We start from the raw sequence: 20,163 nt of genomic DNA, 5'->3' as shown, positions 1-20,163 counted from the left end.
CTAGGGGGTGGGCGAGGTACCGGGGTTCGCGGTGTCACCCGGGTTGCCTGTGTTGTTCGGGTTGGCGGTGTCGCCCGGGTTGGCGGTGTCGCCCGGGTTCGGGGTGCCGCCCGGTTCCCCCGAGGGCGTGTCACCGGGTTTGGTACGGGGCTTGGCGCTCGGTTTGGCCGGCGGCGGCGGGGTGGTGGGCCGCGGCGGCAGCACGCTGTCGCGCGGGTCGGTGCGCGGGCCGACCACCACGACGCCGACGATGTCGAGCCGGGTGAAGTTCACGAACGGCTGGACCTCGACGGTCTTGGTGAGGTTGCCCGCCGACGGCTCGATGCCGATCACCTTGCCGACCGGGACGCCGGGCACGAAGGGCTTGCCCGCCTGCGAGCCGAAGGTGACCATCCGGTCGCCCCTGTGGACCGCGGCCTTGCCGTTGAGCAGTTGCACCCGCATCGGGTTCTCGCCCTGGCCGGTGGCGAAGCCGAGCTCCATGGAGCCCTCCAGCCGGGTACCGACGGTGAAGTCCGGGTCGTTGGCGAGCAGCACGGTGGAGGTCGACGGGCCGACGGTGGTGACCCTTCCGACCAGGCCCTGGCCGTTGATGACCGTCATGTCGCGGGTGATGCCGTCGTGGCTGCCGGCGTCGATGGTGACGGTCCAGGAGAAGCCCTGGGCCGCTCCTATCGCGATGACCTGCGCGCCCTTGATGGTGTACTGGCCGGCGCCCGCGGTCCTGAGCAGCTGGTCGAGTTCCGCGGCCCGGGCCCGGGTGATGTCCTTGCTGCCGAGCTGCTCCTTGAGCGCCTCGTTCTCGCGTTCCAGGCGCTTGATGGTGCTGCTGCGTCCACCGGAGTCGCGCACCGCCTTGACCGCGTTGCCGACCGGGTCGACGGCGCCGGCCACGGCGTTCTCCACCGGTCCGAACACGGACTGGGCGGCCCGGCGGGGTCGGTCCATCGCCGAGTTCTCACCGCCGTGGATGTCCACGGTGATCAGCGCGAACGCCACCACCACCAGCAGCACCAGCAGAAGCCGGCTCTCTCGTGTGTCCCTCACGGGCGCCCGTCCGTGCCTTCCTCATCGGACCCGCCGCCGCTGGGGGCCGCGGCCGGTCGGTGCCAGTGTGCTGTCGCTGCCTGTCCCGCTACGGCCGCGTCACCTGCGCGGCGCCGCGTCGAGGACCTGCTGGAGCGCCTCGAACTCCTCGACGCACTTGCCCGCGCCCAGCGCCACGCAGTCCAGCGGCGTCTCGGCGATGTGGATGGGCATGCCCGTCTCGTGCCGCAGCCGCTCGTCGAGGCCGCGCAGCAGGGCGCCGCCTCCGGCCAGGACGATGCCGCGGTCCATGATGTCGCCGGACAGCTCCGGCGGGCACTTGTCCAGCGTGGTCTTCACCGCGTCCACGATCGCGTTGACGGGTTCCTCGATGGCCTTGCGCACTTCGGCGGTCGAGATCACCACGGTCTTGGGCAGCCCGCTGACCAGGTCGCGGCCGCGGATCTCGGTGTGCTCGTCGTCAGCCTTCGTGGCGAACGCCGAGCCGATCGTCAGCTTGATCTGCTCCGCGGTGCGCTCGCCGAGCAGGAGGCTGTACTCCTTCTTGATGTGCTGGATGATCGCGTTGTCCAGCTCGTCGCCCGCCACCCGGATGGACTGGGCGGTGACGATGCCGCCGAGGCTGATGACCGCCACCTCGGTGGTGCCGCCGCCGATGTCGACGACCATGTTGCCGGTGGCCTCGTGCACCGGCAGCCCGGCGCCGATCGCGGCCGCCATGGGCTCCTCGATGATGTGCACGGTACGGGCGCCGGCCTGCGTGGACGCCTCGATGACCGCGCGCCGCTCGACGCCCGTGATACCCGACGGCACGCAGATCACCACGCGCGGGCGGGCCAGGTAGCGGCGCTTGTGCACCTTGAGGATGAAGTAGCGCAGCATGCGCTCGGTGATCTCGAAGTCGGCGATGACGCCGTCCTTCAGCGGACGCACCGCGACGATGTTGCCGGGGGTGCGCCCGATCATCTTCTTCGCCTCGGCGCCGACCGCGAGGATGCCTCCGGTGTTGGTGTTGACCGCCACCACCGAGGGCTCGTTGAGGACGATCCCGCGGCCCCTGACGTACACCAGCGTGTTGGCGGTCCCGAGGTCGACAGCCATGTCACGGCCGATGAACGACATGTTGTTCGCCATGTGGATACGTCTGGCCTTCCCGAGCTTGAGCGGAGATTCCATCGTAGTCGCGCCCGGCCGGGCGCGCCGTCGGGGTTCCGACGTCTCGTCGGGCTTCCGACGTCATTGTCATCAGAACACACAGCGGACCTCTGTAATGGTGACGCCGTGTCGGAGTGATTGGTTCCCGTTCGACCTCGCCATATGCCCTGGACAAGCGGGCTGTTAGGCCAGACCGGGGAAGAAGATCTTGATCTCGCGTTCGGCGGACTGCTCGGAGTCCGAGGCGTGGATCAGGTTCTCCCGCGTGATGGTGCCGAAGTCGCCCCGGATCGAGCCCGGTGCGGCGGCGATCGGGTCGGTCGGTCCGGCCAGCGCGCGTACGCCCTCGATGACCCGCTCCCCCTCGACCACGAGGGCGACCGACGGGCCGGAGGACATGAACTCCACCAGCGGCTCGTAGAACGGGCGTCCGACGTGCTCCGCGTAGTGCTGCTCCAGGGTGGGCCGGTCGAGGGTGCGCAGTTCCAGGGCGCTGATCGTCCAGCCCGCCTTGCGCTCGATCCGGCCGAGGAGTTCCCCGACCAGGCCGCGGCGGACGGCGTCCGGTTTGAGAAGGACGAGGGTGCGCTGGGACACAGGGCGGCTCCTGGGGCGTGGGCGAGGACGGCGTGCGGATGTGCGACGAGCCTACAAGGCGGGGGTGGGCGGTACGTCAGGCGGGCGAAGCCGTGCCCCCGGTGCCGCCACCGCCGGTGCCGCCCGCGCCACGGGCCCGGATCTCGTCGACCTTGCGGCCGTAGTGGATGGACGCCCACCACAGGACCGCGAAGACCACACCGAGGAAGTACATCGTACCGATCACGAAGCCGCTGGCGACCAGGGCCGCCTGCAGCGCCCAGCCAACCGCGATCGCGCCCGGCCGGCTCAGCATGCCGCACAGCAGCACGCACACCGCCATCGCCGCCCCGCACACCGTCCACACGGTGGCCTGGGACAGGTCCGGGTGCTTCATCGCGACCAGCCCGGCGAAGCCGATGACGAAGAACTCACTGATCAGCGTGCTCGAACACAGCGTCCGCATGCCCGCGGCCCCTTATTTCGCAGTCCCTTGCGGGCCCAGCAGCAGCCGGGCCTCTCCCACCGTGATGACCGAACCGGTGACCAGCACCCCGGCCCCGGCGTACGCGCCCTCCTCCTCGGCCAGGGTGATGGCCGCCTCCAGCGCGTCGTCGAGCCGCGTCTCGACCTGCACCCGCTCCTCGCCGAACACCTCGACCGCGAGCGCGGCCAGTTCGTCGATGTCCATCGCGCGCTTGGTGGAGTTGCGGGTCACCACGACCTCGGCGAAGACCGGCTCGAAGGCCTCCAGCAGGCCCCGCACGTCCTTGTCGCCGCTCGGCCCGACGACGCCCACCAGATGGGTGAAGCCGAAGACCTCGCTGACGGCGGCCGCGGTGACCTGCGCGCCGGCCGGGTTGTGCGCGGCGTCCAGCAGCACGGTGGGGCTGCGGCGCACCACCTCCAGCCGGCCGGGCGAGGTGACGGAGGCGAACGCCTGCCGCACGGTGTCCAGGTCGAGGATGCGGTGGTGCATGCTGCCGATGCCGAAGAACGCCTCGACCGCGGCGAGCGCTATGGCCGCGTTGTGCGCCTGGTGCTCGCCGTGCAGCGGCAGGAACACCTGCTCGTACTCGCCGCCGAGGCCGCGCAGGGTGAGCATCTGCCCGCCGACGGCCAGTTCGCGGTGGAGCACGCCGAACTCCATGCCCTCCCGGGCCACGGTCGCGTCGACCTCGACGGCCCGCTTGAGCAGCACCTTGGCGGCGTCGGCCGGCTGCTGGGCGATGACGGCGGTGGCGTCCTTCTTGATGATGCCGCCCTTCTCCACCGCGATGTCGCCCGGCGTGGGGCCCAGCCGCTCGGTGTGGTCCAGGGCGATCGGGGTGATCACGGCCACCTGGCCGTCCACCACGTTGGTGGCGTCCCAGCTGCCGCCCATGCCGACCTCGACCACGGCGACGTCCACCGGCGCGTCCGCGAAGGCCGCGTACGCCATCCCGGTGAGCACCTCGAAGAAGGACAGCCGGTGCGGCCGGGTCTCGTCGACCATCGCGATGTAGGGCCGCAGGTCGCGGTAGGTCTCGATGAAGCGCTCGGCGGAGATCGGGACGCCGTCCAGGCTGATGCGCTCGGTGACGGACTGGACGTGGGGGCTGGTGTAGCGGCCGGTGCGCAGGTCGAAGGCGAGCAGCAGCCGTTCGATCATGCGGGCGGTGCTGGTCTTGCCGTTGGTTCCGGTGACGTGGATCGCCGGATAGGTGCGCTGCGGCTCGCCGAGGATGTCCATGAGCGCGGTCATCCGGTCCAGCGACGGGTCGAGCTTGGTCTCCGGCCAGCGGCCGAGCAGCTCCTCCTCCACCTCGCGCAGCTCCCGGTCCAGCGCGGGGTCGGCCGGCCGGCCCGGGACGTCGTCCTCGGGCGAGGGCGGGGAGACCTGGGCCCGCAGGGTGCGGCTGCCGGCCTCGATGACGGCCATGTCGGCCTCGCGCGGCGGCTGCCGGTCCTCGTCACCGGCGGCGTCGTACGTCCCGTCCGTTCCGTCCGGCCCGTCGGTCTCGTACGGCTGCTCGTCGCTGGGGGGGTTGCTCACGGCGTCCAGTCTACGGAAGCGGGCCCGCACCTTTCGGTCCGGGCCCGCCGCGTCACGAACGGGCTACGCCTCCGGGAGCGCCGCGAGCTGGGCGCCGATCCGGGCGATGTCGGACTCGGCGACCGCGAGCCTGGCGCGGATGCCCTCGACGACCTTCTCCGGCGCCTTGGCGAGGAAGCCCTCGTTGCCGAGCTTCTTGTGCGCCTGTTCCTTCTCCTTCTCGGCCGCCGCGAGGTCCTTGGCCAGGCGCTTGCGCTCGGCCGCCACGTCGATGGTGCCGGACAGGTCCAGCTCGACGGTCGCGCCGGCCACCGGCAGGGTCGCGGTGGCGTGGAAGCCCTCGGCGGGCGGCTGCAGCCGCAGGAGCTGCCGGATGGCGTCCTCGTGCGGCACCAGGATGGTGCCGCCCAGGGTCAGCCGTGCGGGCACCCGCTGGCCGGGCTGCAGCCCCTGGTCCGAGCGGAACCTGCGGACCTCGGTGACCACCCGCCGGACCTCGGCGATCTCCGCCTCGGCCGCCGGGTCGCGGAAGCCGCTGTCGGCCGGCCAGGAGGCGATCACCAGCGACTCGCGGCCGGTGAGCGTGGTCCACAGCGTCTCGGTGACGAACGGGACGACCGGGTGCAGCAGCCGCAGCATCACGTCGAGGACCTCGCCCAGGACCCTGCCGGACACCTCGGCGCCCTCGCCGCCCTTCTGGAAGGCGGTCTTGGACAGCTCGACGTACCAGTCGAAGACCTCGTCCCACGCGAAGTGGTAGAGCGCGTCGCTGAGCTTGGCGAACTGGTAGTCGTCGTAGTAGCCGTCGACCTCGGCGACCACCCGGTTCAGCCGGGACAGGATCCACCGGTCGGCGGCGGACAGCCGCTCGGGCGCCGGCAGCGGGCCCTCGACGGTGGCGCCGTTCATCAGCGCGAACCGGGTGGCGTTCCAGATCTTGTTGGCGAAGTTGCGGGACGCCTTGACCCAGTCCTCGCCGATGGGCACGTCCGCCCCCGGGTTGGCGCCGGTGGCCAGGGTGAAGCGGACGGCGTCGGAGCCGTAGGCGTTCATCCAGTCCAGCGGGTCCACCGAGTTGGGGTTGGACTTGGACATCTTCTTGCCGAACTCGTCGCGGACCAGGCCGGTCAGCGCGATGGTGTGGAACGGCGCCACGCCGTCCATCGCGTACAGGCCGAACATCATCATCCGGGCGACCCAGAAGAAGATGATGTCGTGGCCGGTGAGCAGGACGTCGGTCGGATAGAACTTCTCCAGGTCCGGGGTGCGCTCCGGCCAGCCCAGCGTGGAGAACGGCCACAGGCCGGAGGAGAACCAGGTGTCCAGGACGTCCGAGTCCTGGGTCCAGCCGTCACCGGGCCTGGGGTCGTCGGGGCCGAGGCAGACCTGCTCGCCGTCCGGTCCGTACCAGACCGGGATGCGGTGGCCCCACCACAGCTGGCGCGAGATGCACCAGTCGTGCATGTTGTCGACCCAGTCGAAGTACCGCTTCTCCATCTCCTTGGGGTGGATGGTGACCCGTCCGTCGCGGACCGCGTCGCCCGCGGCCTTCGCCAGCGGGGCGACCTTGACCCACCACTGCAGCGACAGCCGCGGTTCGATGGTGGTGCTGCAGCGCGAGCAGTGGCCCACCGAGTGGATGTACGGCCGCTTCTCGGCGACGATCCTGCCCTGTTCGCGCAAGGCGCCGACGATGGTGCTGCGGGCCTCGAACCGGTCCAGTCCCTGGAAGGGGCCGTGGACGGTGATGATGCCGCGCTCGTCCATGATCGTCAGCGACTCCAGGCCGTGCCGCTGCCCGATCGCGAAGTCGTTGGGGTCGTGGGCCGGGGTGACCTTGACCGCGCCCGTGCCGAACTCCGGGTCGACGTGCGCGTCGGCGACCACCGGGATCGTGCGGTCGGTCAGCGGCAGCTTGATGCGCTTGCCGACCAGGTGCCGGTAGCGCTCGTCGTCGGGGTGGACGGCGACCGCGGTGTCGCCGAGCATCGTCTCGGCGCGGGTGGTGGCCACGACGACGGCGTCCTCGCCCTCGCCGTACCTGATCGAGACCAGCTCGCCGTCGTCCTCCTGGTACTCCACCTCGATGTCGGAGATGGCGGTCAGGCAGCGCGGGCACCAGTTGATGATCCGCTCGGCGCGGTAGATCAGCCCGTCGTCGTAGAGCTTCTTGAAGATCGTCTGGACCGCGTTGGACAGGCCCTCGTCCATCGTGAAGCGCTCACGGGACCAGTCGACGCCGTCGCCGAGCCGGCGCATCTGGCCGAGGATCCTGCCGCCGTACTCCTCTTTCCACTGCCAGACGCGCTCGACGAACGCCTCGCGGCCGATGTCGTGCCGCGACTTGCCCTCCTCGGCGAGCTGCTGCTCGACCTTGTTCTGGGTGGCGATGCCGGCGTGGTCCATGCCGGGCAGCCACAGCGCCTCGTAGCCCTGCATCCGCTTGCGGCGGGTGAGGGCGTCCATGAGCGTGTGCTGGAAGGCGTGCCCCAGGTGGAGGGTGCCGGTGACGTTCGGCGGCGGGATGACGATGGTGTACGGCGGCTTGTCGCTCTTGGCGTCGGCCTCGAAATAGCCGCGCTCCACCCAGCGCTCGTACAGCTTCCCCTCTACCTCGGCCGGCGCGTACTGGGTCGGCAGTGGCGGGTTGCTGTCGTGCGGCCCGCGAGCGGGGCCCTGCTGAGGGTTCTCGGTCACGGCTGGATTCTACGGGGGCTGACAAACCTGTGACGAATCAGTTGCGCCCCCGCTGCCGGGAGCGTGTCCGCCATCCGCGAGGATGAGCGGACTCGTTAACGGAGGGGACGAACCCATGAGTTACAACCAGCCGCCGCCGAACCCGTACGGGCAGCAGCCCCAGGGCGGCGGATACGGTCAGCCGCAGCAGCCCCCGCCCCCCGGGTACGGCCAGCAGCAGCCCGGCTACGGTCAGCCGCAGCCCGGGTACGGGGCGCAGCAGGGGCAGCCCGGTTACGGGTACCCGCAGCAGGCGCCGCCGCAGCAGCCCCCCGCGTACGGCCAGGTCCCGCCCCAGCAGCCTCCTGCGTACGGCCAGGTCCCGCCCCAGCAGCAGCAGCCCTACGGTGGCTACCCGCAGGGGCCGGTCCCGCCGCAGGGCGGCGGCAGCGGCAAGCGCACCGGGATCATCGTCGGCGCGGTGGTCGCGCTGGTCGCGATCGGCGCGGGCGTCTTCTTCGTCACCAAGGGCAGCGGCGGCGACAGCGGCTCGCTGAAGAACGACGGCAAGAAGTACAAGCTGATCACACCGGCGACGGTGGCGGGCACGTACAAGAAGAGCGCCGACTCGTCCAGCTCGGACGGGTTTGACGACGACGACTTGGCCAAGATGAAATCGCTGGGCGTGACGGAACCGACGAAGGTCACCGCAAGCTACATCAGCGGCAGCGAGCTCACCGGCAAGTACCTTGAGTTCAGTGGTGTCTACGGCACCATCAAGGACCCGGGGAAGGTTGTGGACGGCATGTTCGCCGACGCCAAAACCAAGTCATCGCAGCAGAGCGGCAGCGACGGTAACAAGGAAGAGCTGATCGGCAGTCCGCAGACCGTCCATCCGGCCGGTGCCGACGATGCGATCATGAAGTGCCAGCAGGTCAAGAGCACCCAGACCAGCTCGGGCAAGTCGATCACAACTACCATCTGCATGTGGGCCGACTACAGCACGGTGGGCTACGTCATCCCGATCGATGCGACCGTTGCGATGACGGGCAGCGGCAACGGCACGTCCATCAGCGACGCCGCAGACATCACAGCGAAAGTCCTTAAGGACGTCCGGGTACCGCTGACCTGACCACGGGGCATACCTGTCTACAGGCCATAAAGGCGGCAACGGTGGGCAGGGGTATCCAAACCGCGCACAAGGGCACCGCTCGCTGAAAAGTCAGCAGAACGGTGCCCTTTCGTTACCGGCGCCCCGCCCTTGAAACGGAATCACCCATAAATAGAATTCCACGGAGCAATCAGCGGAGTATCGCGTGTTCCGGAATCCTAAATTTTCACAGGCACAGATTACGCGCCACACCAGGTCAAGCTTGACGCGTTTTCGCCTTACATTGAAGATCGTCGGGCGTTTCGATATATCAATCGCCATCGAACAACCGAAGCACCTGGAGATCTCCGATGAAAAGAATACGTCGTATCGCCGTAGCGGGATCTATGCTGATCGCCGCAGTCGGACTTCCCATGACATTCGCTACCTCAGCGAGCGCTGACCAGGGTCAATGTGTCAATTACCTTCTCAGCATCGGGGCCCACGTAGCGGCCGGAGCAACCAACGCCTGTGGCCTCCCGGCCCACGACGGCGCTGCCGGAGTGACTGGCATCCAACTCTGCATCTGGGATCTCGAGGACCTGAACGTGAGCGCGTCACACGCCTTGACAGCATGCGAACTGGCCCACAGTGGCTACAGCACCTGGTAAGTCTGATCCGACCTGCATGCCGTTACGGCACGAGGGGCCGGCCCAAACCGATGGTTGGGCCGGCCCCTCGTGCCGTTGCCGTGATGGTCAGGCACTCCCCGGTGCGCTACGCGCTCTTCTGCTCGCCCTTGCCCACGATGCGCGGCTCGCGCGGCACCAGGGTGGGGTTGACGTTGGAGTGCACGACGTCGGCGGTGATGACGACGCGGGCCACGTCCTTGCGGGAGGGCACCTCGTACATCACCGACTGGAGCACTTCCTCCATGATCGCGCGCAGGCCGCGGGCGCCGGTCTGGCGCAGGATCGCCTGGTCGGCGATGGCCTCCAGTGCGCCGCGCTCGAACTCCAGCTCCACGCCGTCGAGTTCGAAGAGCTTCTGGTACTGCTTGACCAGGGCGTTGCGCGGCTCGACCAGGATCTGCAGCAGCGCCTCCCGGTCCAGGTTGTGCACGCTGGTGATCACCGGGAGGCGGCCGATGAACTCGGGGATCATGCCGAACTTCACCAGGTCCTCCGGCATGATGTCGGAGAACTGGTCGGCCATGTCCAGCTCGCGCTTGGAGCGGATGGTGGCGCCGAAGCCGATGCCCTTGGCGCCCGCCCGGGCCTCGATGATCTTCTCCAGACCCGCGAAGGCACCGCCGACGATGAACAGCACGTTGGTGGTGTCGATCTGGATGAACTCCTGGTGCGGGTGCTTGCGTCCGCCCTGCGGCGGCACCGAGGCCGTGGTGCCCTCCAGGATCTTCAGCAGCGCCTGCTGCACGCCCTCGCCGGAGACGTCGCGGGTGATCGAGGGGTTCTCGCTCTTGCGGGCGACCTTGTCGATCTCGTCGATGTAGATGATCCCGGTCTCGGCCTTCTTGACGTCGTAGTCCGCCGCCTGGATCAGCTTGAGCAGGATGTTCTCGACGTCCTCGCCGACGTACCCGGCCTCGGTCAGCGCGGTGGCGTCGGCGATGGCGAACGGCACGTTCAGCATCCGGGCCAGCGTCTGGGCCAGCAGCGTCTTGCCTGAGCCGGTGGGGCCGAGCAGCAGGATGTTGGACTTGGCCAGCTCGATCGCGTCCTCGTGGCCGGGGCGCCCGCTCTCACCCGCCTGGACCCGCTTGTAGTGGTTGTAGACCGCCACCGACAGGGCCTTCTTCGCCGGCTCCTGGCCGACGACGTAGCCCTCCAGGAACTCGTAGATCTCCCGAGGCTTCGGCAGGTCCTCCCAGCGCACCTCGGAGGACTCGGCGAGCTCCTCCTCGATGATCTCGTTGCAGAGGTCGATGCACTCGTCGCAGATGTACACGCCCGGGCCTGCGATGAGCTTCTTCACCTGCTTCTGGCTCTTGCCGCAGAACGAGCACTTCAGCAGGTCTCCACCGTCACCGATGCGTGCCACGAGGTGTTTCCCCTTCGCCTGGGATCCGTCGGCCTTCAACGGAGCCTGGTGCTTCTCTCATCGACGGTACCTTGCCGCGCCCCCCGTGTGGGCCCCCCTTGGAGGTACTCGCCGGGCCCACTGTCCCGGCGAGCCCAAGGAGGGCCGACCGCGCCGCCCGGAACCCTGTTGGTCCGTGCCGCTCGAATCCGGTGCGGTCAGACGTTCACGGAGCTCTTGCGGGTGGACACGATCTGGTCGATCAGGCCGTACTCCAGCGACTCCTCGGCGGTGAGGATCTTGTCCCGCTCGATGTCGTCGCGGATCTGCTCGATCGGCTTGGTGGAGTGCTTGGCGAGCATCTCCTCCAGCTGCTGGCGCATCCGGATGATCTCGTTGGCGGCGATCTCCAGGTCGGACACCTGGCCGCGGCCGGTCTCGCTGTACGGCTGGTGGATCAGCACCCGCGCGTTCGGCAGCGCCATCCGCTTGCCGGGGCTGCCGGCCGCCAGCAGCACCGCCGCCGCGGACGCCGCCTGGCCCATGCAGACCGTCTGGATGTCCGGCTTGACGAACTGCATCGTGTCGTAGATGGCCGTCAGCGCGGTGAAGGAGCCGCCGGGGCTGTTGATGTAGACCGAGATGTCCCGGTCGGGGTCCATCGACTCCAGGCACAGCAGCTGGGCCATGACGTCGTTGGCGGAGGCGTCGTCGATCTGCACGCCGAGGAAGATGACCCGCTCCTCGAAGAGCTTGGCGTACGGGTCGTACTCGCGGATGCCCTGCGAGGTGCGCTCGACGAAGCGCGGGATCACGTAGCGGGCCTCGGCGCCGAGGACACCGGGCCGCTCGGCCATGGTGCGCTCGTACAGGCCGCTGCCGGGGAAGTTCAAGGGGTTCACGTCCACCGTCCTGGTGATGAGGAGCTTCGGGAGATCGGGGGGCTCAGACGCCGTTGCGCCCGCTGCCGCCGGCGCCCGTGCCGCCGCCGCCCGGGACATGCGCGGCGGAGAGCATCACGCCGTCCAGCAGGCCGTACTCCTTGGCCTCGTCGGCGGAGAACCAGCGGTCACGGTCGGAGTCCTTGGTGATCTGCTCGAAGGTCTGGCCGGAGTGCTGGGCGATCAGCTCCGCCATCCGGCGCTTGGTGTGCAGCAGCTGCTCGGCCTGGATCTTGATGTCGGTGGCGGAGCCGCCGAGGCCCGCGGAGGGCTGGTGCATGAGGATGCGGGTGTTCGGCAGCGCGAAACGCTTGCCGGGCGCGCCCGCCGTCAGCAGGAACTGGCCCATCGACGCGGCCATGCCCATGGCGATCGTGACGACGTCGTTCTTGATGAACTGCATCGTGTCGTAGATGGCCATGCCCGCGGTCACCGAGCCGCCGGGGCTGTTGATGTAGAGGTAGATGTCCTTGTCGGGGTCCGCGGCCAGCAGCAGCAGCTGAGCGGTGATCTTGTTGGCGATTTCGTCGTCGACCGCCTGGCCGAGGAAGATGATTCGCTCGCCGAGCAGTCGGTTGTAGACCTGGTCGCCGAGGCCACCGAAGGTCGGCTCGCCGGCGGCGGAAGGCATCGGAGTCGTCACGTATCCACCTGCTCGTTGTCGGACGGCCCGGGGGCCGCCACAGGGTCTTCGTCAGGGCTCCGCAGTGCTACGGGGGCCCTCCTGCTTACGGACCCTAACGCGCAGGTGGGGCCCAGCAATCCCCTACGCGGAACTGTTCGCTGTGAGCGCAGGGTGATGACAGTACGGGCCCGGGCGCGGCGCGCCCGGGCCCGTCACGCCTCACTCGGAGGGGGTTTCCCCGGCCTCAGCGGCGTCCTGGGGGCCCTCGCCGGCCCCGTCGGCGGCGGCCTCGGCCTCGCCGCTCGCGGAGGCTTCGACCGTCTCGCCGGTCTCGTCCTCCTCGTCCTCCAGCTCGACCGCCTCACCGTTGGTGTCGGTGACCTTCGCGGCCTCCACGACCAGGGCCAGGGCCTTGCCGCGGGCGACCTCGCCGACCAGCATCGGCACCTGGCCCCCCTCGACGACGGCCTGGGCGAACTGGTCCGGGGTCATGCCCGAGGAGGCGGCGCGGCGCATGAGGTGCTCGGTCAGCTCCTCCTGGTTGACCGACAGCTTCTCCTTGCCGACCAGCTCGTCCAGGATGAACTGGGTCTTGATGCCCTTGACCGCCTGGCGCTCCAGCTCGGCGTCGTACTCCTCGCGCGTCTTGCCCTCGCGCTCCAGGTACGTCTCCCAGGTCAGGCCGAGCGCCGGGAACTGGTGGTGCTCCAGGTTGTGGGTGCGGGTCTCGATCTCGTCCTTGAGGAGCTTGTCCGGGATCGGGACCTCGGTGAGCTCGATGAGGGCGTCGAGCACCTTCTCCTGGGCCTGGGTGGCCTGGTCGTAGGACTTCATGCGGGCGAGCCGCTTGCGGCTGTCCTCGCGCAGCTCCTCCAGGGTGTCGAACTCGGAGGCGAGCTGGGCGAAGTCGTCGTCCAGGGCGGGCAGTTCGCGGGCCTGGACGTCGGTGATGTCGACCTTGACCTCGGCGTCCTTGCCGGCCGCGGAGCCGCCCACGAGGCGGGAGGTGAAGGTGACCGAGGAGCCCTTCTCCTTGCCGGTGACGGCCTCGTCGATGCCGTCGAGGAGCTGGCCGGAGCCGATGGTGTAGCTGACGCCCTTGGCGATGCCGTCGTCGAGCACCTCACCGTCGACCGAGGCCTCCAGGTCGACCACGACCACGTCGCCCTCGGCGGCGGCGCGGTCGACCGGCGTGGTGGAGGCGAAGCGGTCGCGGAGCTGCTCCAGCGACTCGTCCACGTCGGAGTCGGAGACGTCGACGGCGTCCACGACGACCTCGATGCCGGAGTAGTCCGGGATCTCGATGGCCGGCCGGATGTCCACCTCGGCGGTGAACTTCAGCTCGTCGCCGTCGTTGAACTCGGTGATGTCGACGTCGGGCTGGCCGAGAACGTTCAGCTCGCCGGAGTTGACCGCCTCCGTGTAGAACTTCGGCAGCGCGTCGTTGATGGCCTCTTCGAGGACCGCGCCACGGCCGAACCGCTGGTCGATGACGCGCGCAGGGATCTTGCCCTTGCGGAAGCCCGGCACCGTGACCTGCTGGTTGATCTTCTTGTACGCCGCGTCGAGGCTGGGCTTGAGCTCCTCGAAGGGCACCTCGACAGTGAGTCGAACCCGGGTCGGGTTCAGAGTCTCGACGGCGCTCTTCACGGTTGGGTCTCCTTGGGGGCTTTACGTTGATGGGGGCGGTCCGCCGCGTGCTGGGCGGTGCGATGGGTACGCGTCGGTCGCCGACGGCCCATCCTACCGGTACCACCCGCGACGCGGGCGGGGTCGGCCCGCACCCCCGGCGGAGCCGTGCCGCCCGTCCCGTACCGGCTCCGGCCGGCCGCAGAAGTCCTGGTCGGGGTGGCCGGATTCGAACCGACGGCCTTCCGCTCCCAAAGCGGACGCGCTACCAAGCTGCGCCACACCCCGCTGGTGCGACACGTAGAGTACATGCCGCCGCAGGCGCGGGCAGCCCATAACCACCGCCGCCGCACCGGTTCGACCGGCTAGTATGCGGTGTGCCAGAATCTCTGGCGATGCGGGCGTAGCTCAATGGTAGAGCCCTAGTCTTCCAAACTAGCTACGCGGGTTCGATTCCCGTCGCCCGCTCTGTGCGTCTTCGGACGGCAGCGGCCCAGGTCGCGGAGGTGATCCGCTTCCCGGGCCGCTTGCGTTTTGCGATCTTGTTCCAGGGGCGCGTGCCCCTTCGCCCACCCGGCGGGGGCGTCGCGGACCGCTTGGAGCCGCTTCGGCACTCGGCCCGTCTCGCCCCGTGCAGGCCCCCGTCGGCCCGCGACGGCCCGTCTCGATCCGTGCAGGGCCGCGTGGGGTCAGTCGACCGGGAGGCCCTCGGGGGACTTGATGCATTTCATGATCATCTGGGAGTTGACGTCGGTGACGCCCGGGAGGGCGATCAGCTTGTCCGTCCAGAAGCGCTCGTAGGCCCCGGAGTCGGCGACCGCGATACGCAGCAGGCAGCCGGGGGCGCCGTAGAGGCGGTAGGCCTCGACCACGTCGGGGGTGGCCTGGACCCGGGCCTCGAACGCGGCCACCGAGTCGCGGTCGCGGCGGACCTCCACCGAGGCGAAGACCTCGAAACCGCGGCCGACGGCGGCGGGGTCCACCACCGCGCGGTAGGTCCTGATCACCCCGTCGTCCTCCAGTTGCCGCACCCGGCGCAGGCACGGGGAGGGAGTCAGGCCCACCCGCTGGGCCAGTTCCTGGTTGGTGAGCCGGCCGTCGGCCTGGAGCTCGCGCAAGATTCGTCTGTCGATCGCGTCCATAGGAGTGGTTCCTAGCACGGATGGGGGCCTGCGCAGCTCACATTCGCAATCCTCTGGCAATTCTACGCGCATATCATTGTCCTGGACAGGAATGCGGGTCGGGAGCAGAGGGAGGCGGGGTCATGCGACGTGTCGTGGTCATCAGCACCGGGGGCACCATAGCCAGCCGCTGGCAGGGCGACGGGTACGCGGCCGAAGCCGCCGGCCGGGAGGTCCTCGCCGCGGGCGCGGTGCCCGAAGGGGTCCGGGTCGAGGTGGTCGACCTCTTCACCGTCAACAGCTCCCGGCTCACCACCGGCCACCAGTTGCGGCTGCTGCACGCCGTGCACGAGCAGCTCGCCGACCCGGGCGTGGACGGTGTCGTGGTCACCCACGGCACCGACACCCTGGAGGAGTCCGCCTTCTTCCTCGACCTGTTCCACGCCGACCGCCGCCCGGTGGTCCTCACGGGCGCCCAGCAGCCGCTGGACACGCCGGACGGCGACGCGGCGGGCAACCTCTACGACGCCCTGCTGACCGCCGCCACCGGCCGGGACGTCGGCGCGGTGATCGCCTTCGCCGGGCAGGTCTTCGCCGCACGCGGCACCGTCAAGCAGCACACCCTGGGCCTGCGCGCCTTCGGCGACCCCGACGGGCTGCCGCTCGGCCGGGTCGAGTTCGGCCGGGTGACCTGGGGCCGCCGCCGGCCGCGGCCCGAGGCGCTGCCGCTTCCGGCGCCCGGCGTCACGCCCCCGCGGGTGGACATCGTGATGCACCACAGCGACGGCGACACCGTCCTGTTCGACGCGGCCCTTGCGGCGGGCGCGCGCGGGGTCGTCCTGGTGGGTACGGGGGCGGGGAACGCCACCCCGCAGATCGCCGAGGCGGTGCGCCCTGCGACCGAGCGGGGCGTGCTGGTCGCGGTCAGCACCCGGGTGGCGGCCGGCGCGGTGGCGCCGGTCTACACCGGCGGCGGGGCGGTGGACCTCCAGGCGGCCGGGGCGCGGCTGGCGGGCACGCTGCGGCCGGGCCAGGCGCGTATCGCCGTCCTGGCCTCGCTGCTGGCCGCACGGAGCGCCCCCGCGGCCCCCGCGGCCGGTGGGACCTCCGCGGCCGGTACAGCCGCGGGCACGGACGGAGCCGGCGGCGCCGGGGCAGTAACCGGCGCCGGTACCCGTACGGACGCCGATGCCCGTACGGACGCCGGCACGGCGGCCCGCGCCGGCGAGATCCTCGACCAGGTGCTGCGGGCCGCCCCGCAGGCCCTGCCCGCGTCAGATCTTTATCTGGTTGATGGTGTCGGCAAGTGAGGTCAGGAAGCGGTTGACGGACGGCGCCATGTTGGTCGAGGCGAGGAAGAAGCCGAAGAGCGCGGCAACGATCGCGGGTCCGACCTTGATGGTCTTGCCGCGGATCATGATCACCAGCACGATCGCGAGGACCAGTACGGCGGATGCGGAGATAACCACAGCGGATCACTTCCCTCTTCAGGTAATGCATCGGTCCGGGGACCGCTCCGCCGCCCCCGCCTCGCCCATCCCCCATGGTGCCATCAGCCGCCGCCACAGGAGGCGTTGAGAACCCATAGGTGCAATTCCCCTGCGGAGCAGGGCCGAACCAGTATCGCGGCTGCGGCGGGCCGGGCCGTCACACCTCCCGGCACACCACCAGCAGCGCCCGGTCGTCGTTGACGTCCTTGGCCACCCGCTCGATCAACCGCCAGGCGGAGCCGCGGAATCCGGTCGCCACGAAGCGGTCCGCCTCCCCCATGAGCCGGTCCATCCCCTCGGTGAGCTCCCGCTCGGCGGTCTCCACCAGCCCGTCGGTGAACAGCAGCAGTACGTCGCCGGGCCGCAGCGTGCCCTTGACGCCGTGGAACTCGGCCCCGTCGTACACCCCCAGCAGCGGCCCCTCGGCGGCCTTCTCCTCCCATCGCCCGCTGCCGGCGTGCAGCTGGACCCCGGGCAGGTGCCCCGCGGACAGCAGCTCGTAGTCGCCGCTCTCCAGGTCGAGTACGAGGTGGACGGAGGTGGCGAAGCCCTCGTCCCAGTTCTGCCGCAGGAGGTAGCCGTTGGCGGCGCCGAGGAAGGCGTGCGGGGGCAGCGAGCCGAGCAGGCCGCCGAACGCGCCGGACAGCAGCAGCGAACGGGAGGCGGCGTCCATGCCCTTGCCTGAGACGTCGGTGAGCACCGCCTCCAGCACCCGCCCGCCCGAGGTGCGGGTGGCGACCACGAAGTCGCCGGAGAAGGACTGGCCGCCGGCCGGCCGCAGCGCCATCTCGGCGTGCCAGCCGGCCGGCAGCAGGGGCAGCCTGCTCTGTACGCGGATGCGTTCACGCAGGTCGAACAGCATGGTGTGGCCGCGCCGCCACGGGACGCCGACCCGGGCCCGGAACTGGGCGATGATCAGGCCGGTGAGCGCCACCGCGGTCACCACCAGCACCGTGCCCGGGGTCACCCGCGCCGGTCCGTCGCGATAGGGGCCGAGCGCCGCAGACTCGCCGACCAGGGCGGCGGCGGAGGCCGCGTAGAGCAGCAGCAGGCTGGCCGGGCGAAGCAGCAGCCCGCCGGTGACGATCGGCAGCACCAGGGCGCTGGGCGGGCACCACACGGGTATCCACACCGTGGTGTACGCCAGCGCCGGCACGGTCAGCAGCAGGACGGCCAGGCCGGTCCAGTCCGGGGCGTCGCCGCGGAAGTAGTCGACAGCGGACCTGCGCACGGCGATGCGGGCCCGGTGCCAGCGTCTGCGCCACCGGAGCCCGATATCCTCATTCGCCACGCGCCTGGTCATGTTGCGGCGACCCTATCCACCCCGCCCCGCGCCGTGCAGGGCGGATGGCCTGTGAACTTCCCCCTGCCGGGTGCGAACCGGGCCGGAAATGCGTTCGCCAGTCCCTCGATCGGCTGATAGGCAGGGGTGATGACGACCGATCTCCGGCCTCTGGCGCCGCAGCAGTGGGACCTCTACTTCGACCGCCTCCTCAGGGCCTTCGGCGGGCCCGGGGACGCCCCCGAGGCGCGGGAGTTGTGGCGGCGCCTGACCGAGACGGAGCGGTCGCTGGCGGCCTGGGACGGCGACGAACTGGTCGGGACGTCCGGCGCCTTCTCGTTCCGCATGACGCTGCCCGGCGGCGCGGCGGCCGCGGTGGCGGGCGTGACCATGGTCAGCGTCCAGCCCACCCACCGGCGCCGGGGCGTGCTCACCTCGATGATGCGCCGCCTGCTCGACGACGCCCGCGAGCGCGGCGAGAGCGCGGCCGTCCTCACCGCCTCGGAACCGGCGATCTACGGCCGGTTCGGCTACGGCGTCGCGACCACGCAGCTGTACGGGGCGATCGACACCGCGCGGGTCTCCTTCGCCGCCCCGCCCGGGGCCGACGGGGTGCGGTTCCGGCTCGCCCCTGCGGCCGAGGTGGCCGAGCCGTGCGAGGCCGTGTACGCGCGCCTGGCGGCCGAGCGGCCCGGCATGCTCGTCCGGCAGCCCGGCTGGCAGGACGTGCCGCTGCTCGACCCGCCGCGCAACCGGGGCGCGGCGGGCGAACTCCTCTGCGTCCTGGCCGAATCGGACGGGGAGGTGCGCGGCTACGCCCGGTACGCGGTCGCGGAGGGGTGGGCCCCCGCCGGGCCCGACCACGCCGTCAAGCTCCGTGACGTGGAAGCCCTCGATCCGGTGACGTATGCGGCGCTGTGGCGCTATCTCGGCTCCATCGACCTCACGTCCCGGATCGACTTCCGCAACCGGCCCGCCGACGACCCGATGCTGCACCTGGCCTCGGACGTGCGCCGCTGCGAGGTCGGCCATCGCGACGGCATGCACCTGCGGGTGGTGGACGTCGCCGCGGCGCTGTCGGCGCGCGCCTACTCCGCCCCGGTGGACGTGGTGCTGGACGTCGAGGACGCCTTCTGCCCGTGGAACTCCGGACGCTGGCGCCTGTCCGGCGACACCAAGGGCGCGCAGTGCGAGCGCACCACCGACCCGGCCGATCTGGCGCTGGCGGTACGGGAGCTGGGCGCGGCCTACCTCGGCGGTCCGTCGCTGCGCGCGCTGGCGGGCGCCGGCCTCGTGAGCGAACTGCGGCCGGGCGCCCTCGCGGAGGCGTCCAGGGCGTTCCACGGCGACATCGCGCCCTGGCTCCCGCACGGCTTCTAGTTCGAGCGCGGCACTCCTGGCACGGCACTCCTGGCGCGGCGCTCGCGGCCGGTTCCGGGCGGCGGCCCGCTCGCGGCTTGCCGCCGCCGGGCCGGGGTCGCCGGGAGCGGACCGCCGGGCCCGGGGCTCGGGGCGGCGGGCGCGGACCCGACGCCGGAAGCCCGGGCCGCCCCGTCACCTCGCGGCGGCCGGCGGCTGGCAGGTGGGGCACCAGAACAGGTTGCGGGCGGCGAGGGGCAGGGTCAGCACCGGGGTGCCGCACACCAGACAGGGCAGACCGGTCCTGCGGTAGACGTACACCTCGCCGCCGTGGTCGTCGCGGCGCGGCGGGCGGCCCATCGCCTCCGGCTCGTGCTCCGGGCGCACGGTGTCGATGCGGCCCGTGCGCACGCCCTGCCGCATCAGGGTCGCCAGGTCGGCCCACATGGCGTCCCACAGCCCGCGGCCGAGGTCGCGCCCTGGCAGGAACGGGTCGACGCCGTGCCGGAACAGCACCTCGGCGCGGTAGACGTTGCCCACCCCCGCCAGCACCCTCTGGTCCATCAGCAGCGCGGCGACCGGCACCCTGGAGCGGGAGATCCGGGCGTAGGCCCGGTCCGGGTCGTCCCCCGGCCGCAGCGGGTCGGGGCCGAGCCGGGCGTGCACCGCCCGCTTCTCGTCGTCCGTGATCAGCTCGCAGGCGGCGGGGCCGCGCAGGTCCATGGTGGTGCCCGGCCCCGCCGCCGAACCGGCTTCCCCGTGCCCGTCCCGGCCCTCCGCCGCCCCGCCGGCCTCGATCCGCAGCCGTACCGTCCCGCTCGCCACGCCGTCGAAGGTGACCTTGCCGATCAGGCCGAGGTGGATGTGCACCCACCCCACCTGCTCGCCGCCCCCGGCGCCGTGGAAGCCCAAGCCCAGGAAGCCCAGGAAGAGGTGCTTGCCGTGGGCGTCCGCGGTGTGCAGCACGGTGCCGTCCAGCAGCGCCGCGCTGTCCGCGAACTTGCCCTGCGGGCTGCTCACCCGCACCAGCCGCCCGGCGAACCGCTCCCGGCAGTCGAGGGCGAGCCGGTGGATCGTATGGCCCTCCGGCATCGCCC

At 70.7% G+C, this 20,163-nt stretch carries 17 protein-coding genes and 2 tRNA genes; 4 read left to right on the top strand and 15 right to left on the bottom strand.

Going from position 1 to position 20,163, the window contains the following annotated elements:
* From mreC to K7G61_RS01370, 6 genes are all read right to left on the bottom strand, one after another.
* Positions 1-1,047, bottom strand: a complete 1,047-nt coding sequence (gene mreC / locus K7G61_RS01395) for a rod shape-determining protein MreC (RefSeq protein WP_225844607.1) — start codon at positions 1,045-1,047, stop codon at positions 1-3.
* 99 nt (positions 1,048-1,146) lie between these two features.
* Complete coding sequence (locus tag K7G61_RS01390; RefSeq protein ID WP_225844837.1) at positions 1,147-2,169, bottom strand: rod shape-determining protein; 1,023 nt, start codon at positions 2,167-2,169, stop codon at positions 1,147-1,149.
* 216 nt (positions 2,170-2,385) lie between these two features.
* Complete coding sequence (ndk, locus tag K7G61_RS01385; RefSeq protein WP_225844606.1) at positions 2,386-2,799, bottom strand: nucleoside-diphosphate kinase; 414 nt, start codon at positions 2,797-2,799, stop codon at positions 2,386-2,388.
* Positions 2,800-2,875: 76 nt separating this feature from the next.
* Positions 2,876-3,244, bottom strand: a complete 369-nt coding sequence (locus tag K7G61_RS01380; RefSeq protein ID WP_225844605.1) for a DUF4233 domain-containing protein — start codon at positions 3,242-3,244, stop codon at positions 2,876-2,878.
* 12 nt (positions 3,245-3,256) lie between these two features.
* Positions 3,257-4,813, bottom strand: coding sequence for a folylpolyglutamate synthase/dihydrofolate synthase family protein (locus K7G61_RS01375; protein WP_225844604.1), 1,557 nt, complete (start codon positions 4,811-4,813; stop codon positions 3,257-3,259).
* Between the two features lie 63 nt (positions 4,814-4,876).
* Positions 4,877-7,510 (bottom strand): valine--tRNA ligase, encoded by a 2,634-nt coding sequence (locus K7G61_RS01370; protein ID WP_225844603.1) that lies wholly within the window; start codon positions 7,508-7,510, stop codon positions 4,877-4,879.
* 115 nt (positions 7,511-7,625) lie between these two features.
* Between K7G61_RS01370 and K7G61_RS01365 the strand changes: the two genes are divergently transcribed.
* Entirely contained in the window at positions 7,626-8,621 is a 996-nt protein-coding gene (locus tag K7G61_RS01365; protein WP_225844602.1) for a hypothetical protein, read from the top strand.
* A 735-nt stretch (positions 8,622-9,356) separates the two neighbouring features.
* Here the strand turns inward: K7G61_RS01365 and clpX are convergent.
* The 5 genes from clpX to K7G61_RS01340 all read right to left on the bottom strand — a co-directional run bounded on the left by clpX (position 9,357) and on the right by K7G61_RS01340 (position 14,102).
* A complete protein-coding gene (gene clpX, locus K7G61_RS01360) occupies positions 9,357-10,640 on the bottom strand; it encodes an ATP-dependent Clp protease ATP-binding subunit ClpX (protein ID WP_225844601.1) in 1,284 nt (427 codons plus the stop codon).
* A gap of 197 nt (positions 10,641-10,837) precedes the next feature.
* Positions 10,838-11,476 carry an ATP-dependent Clp protease proteolytic subunit gene (locus tag K7G61_RS01355; RefSeq protein ID WP_225844836.1) on the bottom strand — a complete coding sequence of 213 codons (639 nt, stop codon included), beginning with the start codon at positions 11,474-11,476 and terminating at the stop codon, positions 10,838-10,840.
* A gap of 88 nt (positions 11,477-11,564) precedes the next feature.
* Entirely contained in the window at positions 11,565-12,203 is a 639-nt protein-coding gene (locus K7G61_RS01350) for an ATP-dependent Clp protease proteolytic subunit (RefSeq protein ID WP_308190566.1), read from the bottom strand.
* Between the two features lie 201 nt (positions 12,204-12,404).
* Entirely contained in the window at positions 12,405-13,835 is a 1,431-nt protein-coding gene (gene tig / locus K7G61_RS01345; protein WP_225844600.1) for a trigger factor, read from the bottom strand.
* Between the two features lie 190 nt (positions 13,836-14,025).
* Positions 14,026-14,102, bottom strand: a tRNA-Pro gene (locus K7G61_RS01340).
* Positions 14,103-14,211: 109 nt separating this feature from the next.
* Here K7G61_RS01340 and K7G61_RS01335 point away from each other — a divergent pair.
* Positions 14,212-14,282: transfer RNA gene (locus K7G61_RS01335), tRNA-Gly, on the top strand.
* A 221-nt stretch (positions 14,283-14,503) separates the two neighbouring features.
* Here K7G61_RS01335 and K7G61_RS01330 read toward each other — a convergent pair.
* Entirely contained in the window at positions 14,504-14,956 is a 453-nt protein-coding gene (locus K7G61_RS01330; protein WP_225844599.1) for an Lrp/AsnC family transcriptional regulator, read from the bottom strand.
* A 122-nt stretch (positions 14,957-15,078) separates the two neighbouring features.
* On the opposite strand from K7G61_RS01330, the gene K7G61_RS01325 reads away from it, so the two are divergent.
* Positions 15,079-16,245, top strand: coding sequence for an asparaginase (locus K7G61_RS01325; protein ID WP_225844598.1), 1,167 nt, complete (start codon positions 15,079-15,081; stop codon positions 16,243-16,245).
* Here the strand turns inward: K7G61_RS01325 and K7G61_RS01320 are convergent.
* Both K7G61_RS01320 and K7G61_RS01315 read right to left on the bottom strand, forming a co-directional pair.
* Positions 16,210-16,404, bottom strand: a complete 195-nt coding sequence (locus K7G61_RS01320; RefSeq protein ID WP_225844597.1) for a hypothetical protein — start codon at positions 16,402-16,404, stop codon at positions 16,210-16,212. The two genes, K7G61_RS01325 and K7G61_RS01320, sit on opposite strands and share 36 nt — an antisense overlap.
* Positions 16,405-16,582: 178 nt before the next feature.
* A complete protein-coding gene (locus K7G61_RS01315) occupies positions 16,583-17,728 on the bottom strand; it encodes a PP2C family protein-serine/threonine phosphatase (RefSeq protein WP_374204018.1) in 1,146 nt (381 codons plus the stop codon).
* 129 nt (positions 17,729-17,857) lie between these two features.
* Between K7G61_RS01315 and K7G61_RS01310 the strand changes: the two genes are divergently transcribed.
* Positions 17,858-19,087 (top strand): GNAT family N-acetyltransferase, encoded by a 1,230-nt coding sequence (locus K7G61_RS01310; RefSeq protein ID WP_225844595.1) that lies wholly within the window; start codon positions 17,858-17,860, stop codon positions 19,085-19,087.
* A 174-nt stretch (positions 19,088-19,261) separates the two neighbouring features.
* Here K7G61_RS01310 and K7G61_RS01305 read toward each other — a convergent pair whose 3' ends face one another.
* Positions 19,262-20,158 (bottom strand): Fpg/Nei family DNA glycosylase, encoded by an 897-nt coding sequence (locus tag K7G61_RS01305; RefSeq protein WP_225844594.1) that lies wholly within the window; start codon positions 20,156-20,158, stop codon positions 19,262-19,264.
* Positions 20,159-20,163: the final 5 nt, after the last annotated feature.

Origin of the sequence: Streptomyces sp. HPF1205, from assembly GCF_020400825.1 — a bacterium.
Classification (GTDB): Bacteria; Actinomycetota; Actinomycetes; order Streptomycetales; family Streptomycetaceae; genus Actinacidiphila.
This window is presented reverse-complemented; position numbering and strand designations above follow the sequence as displayed.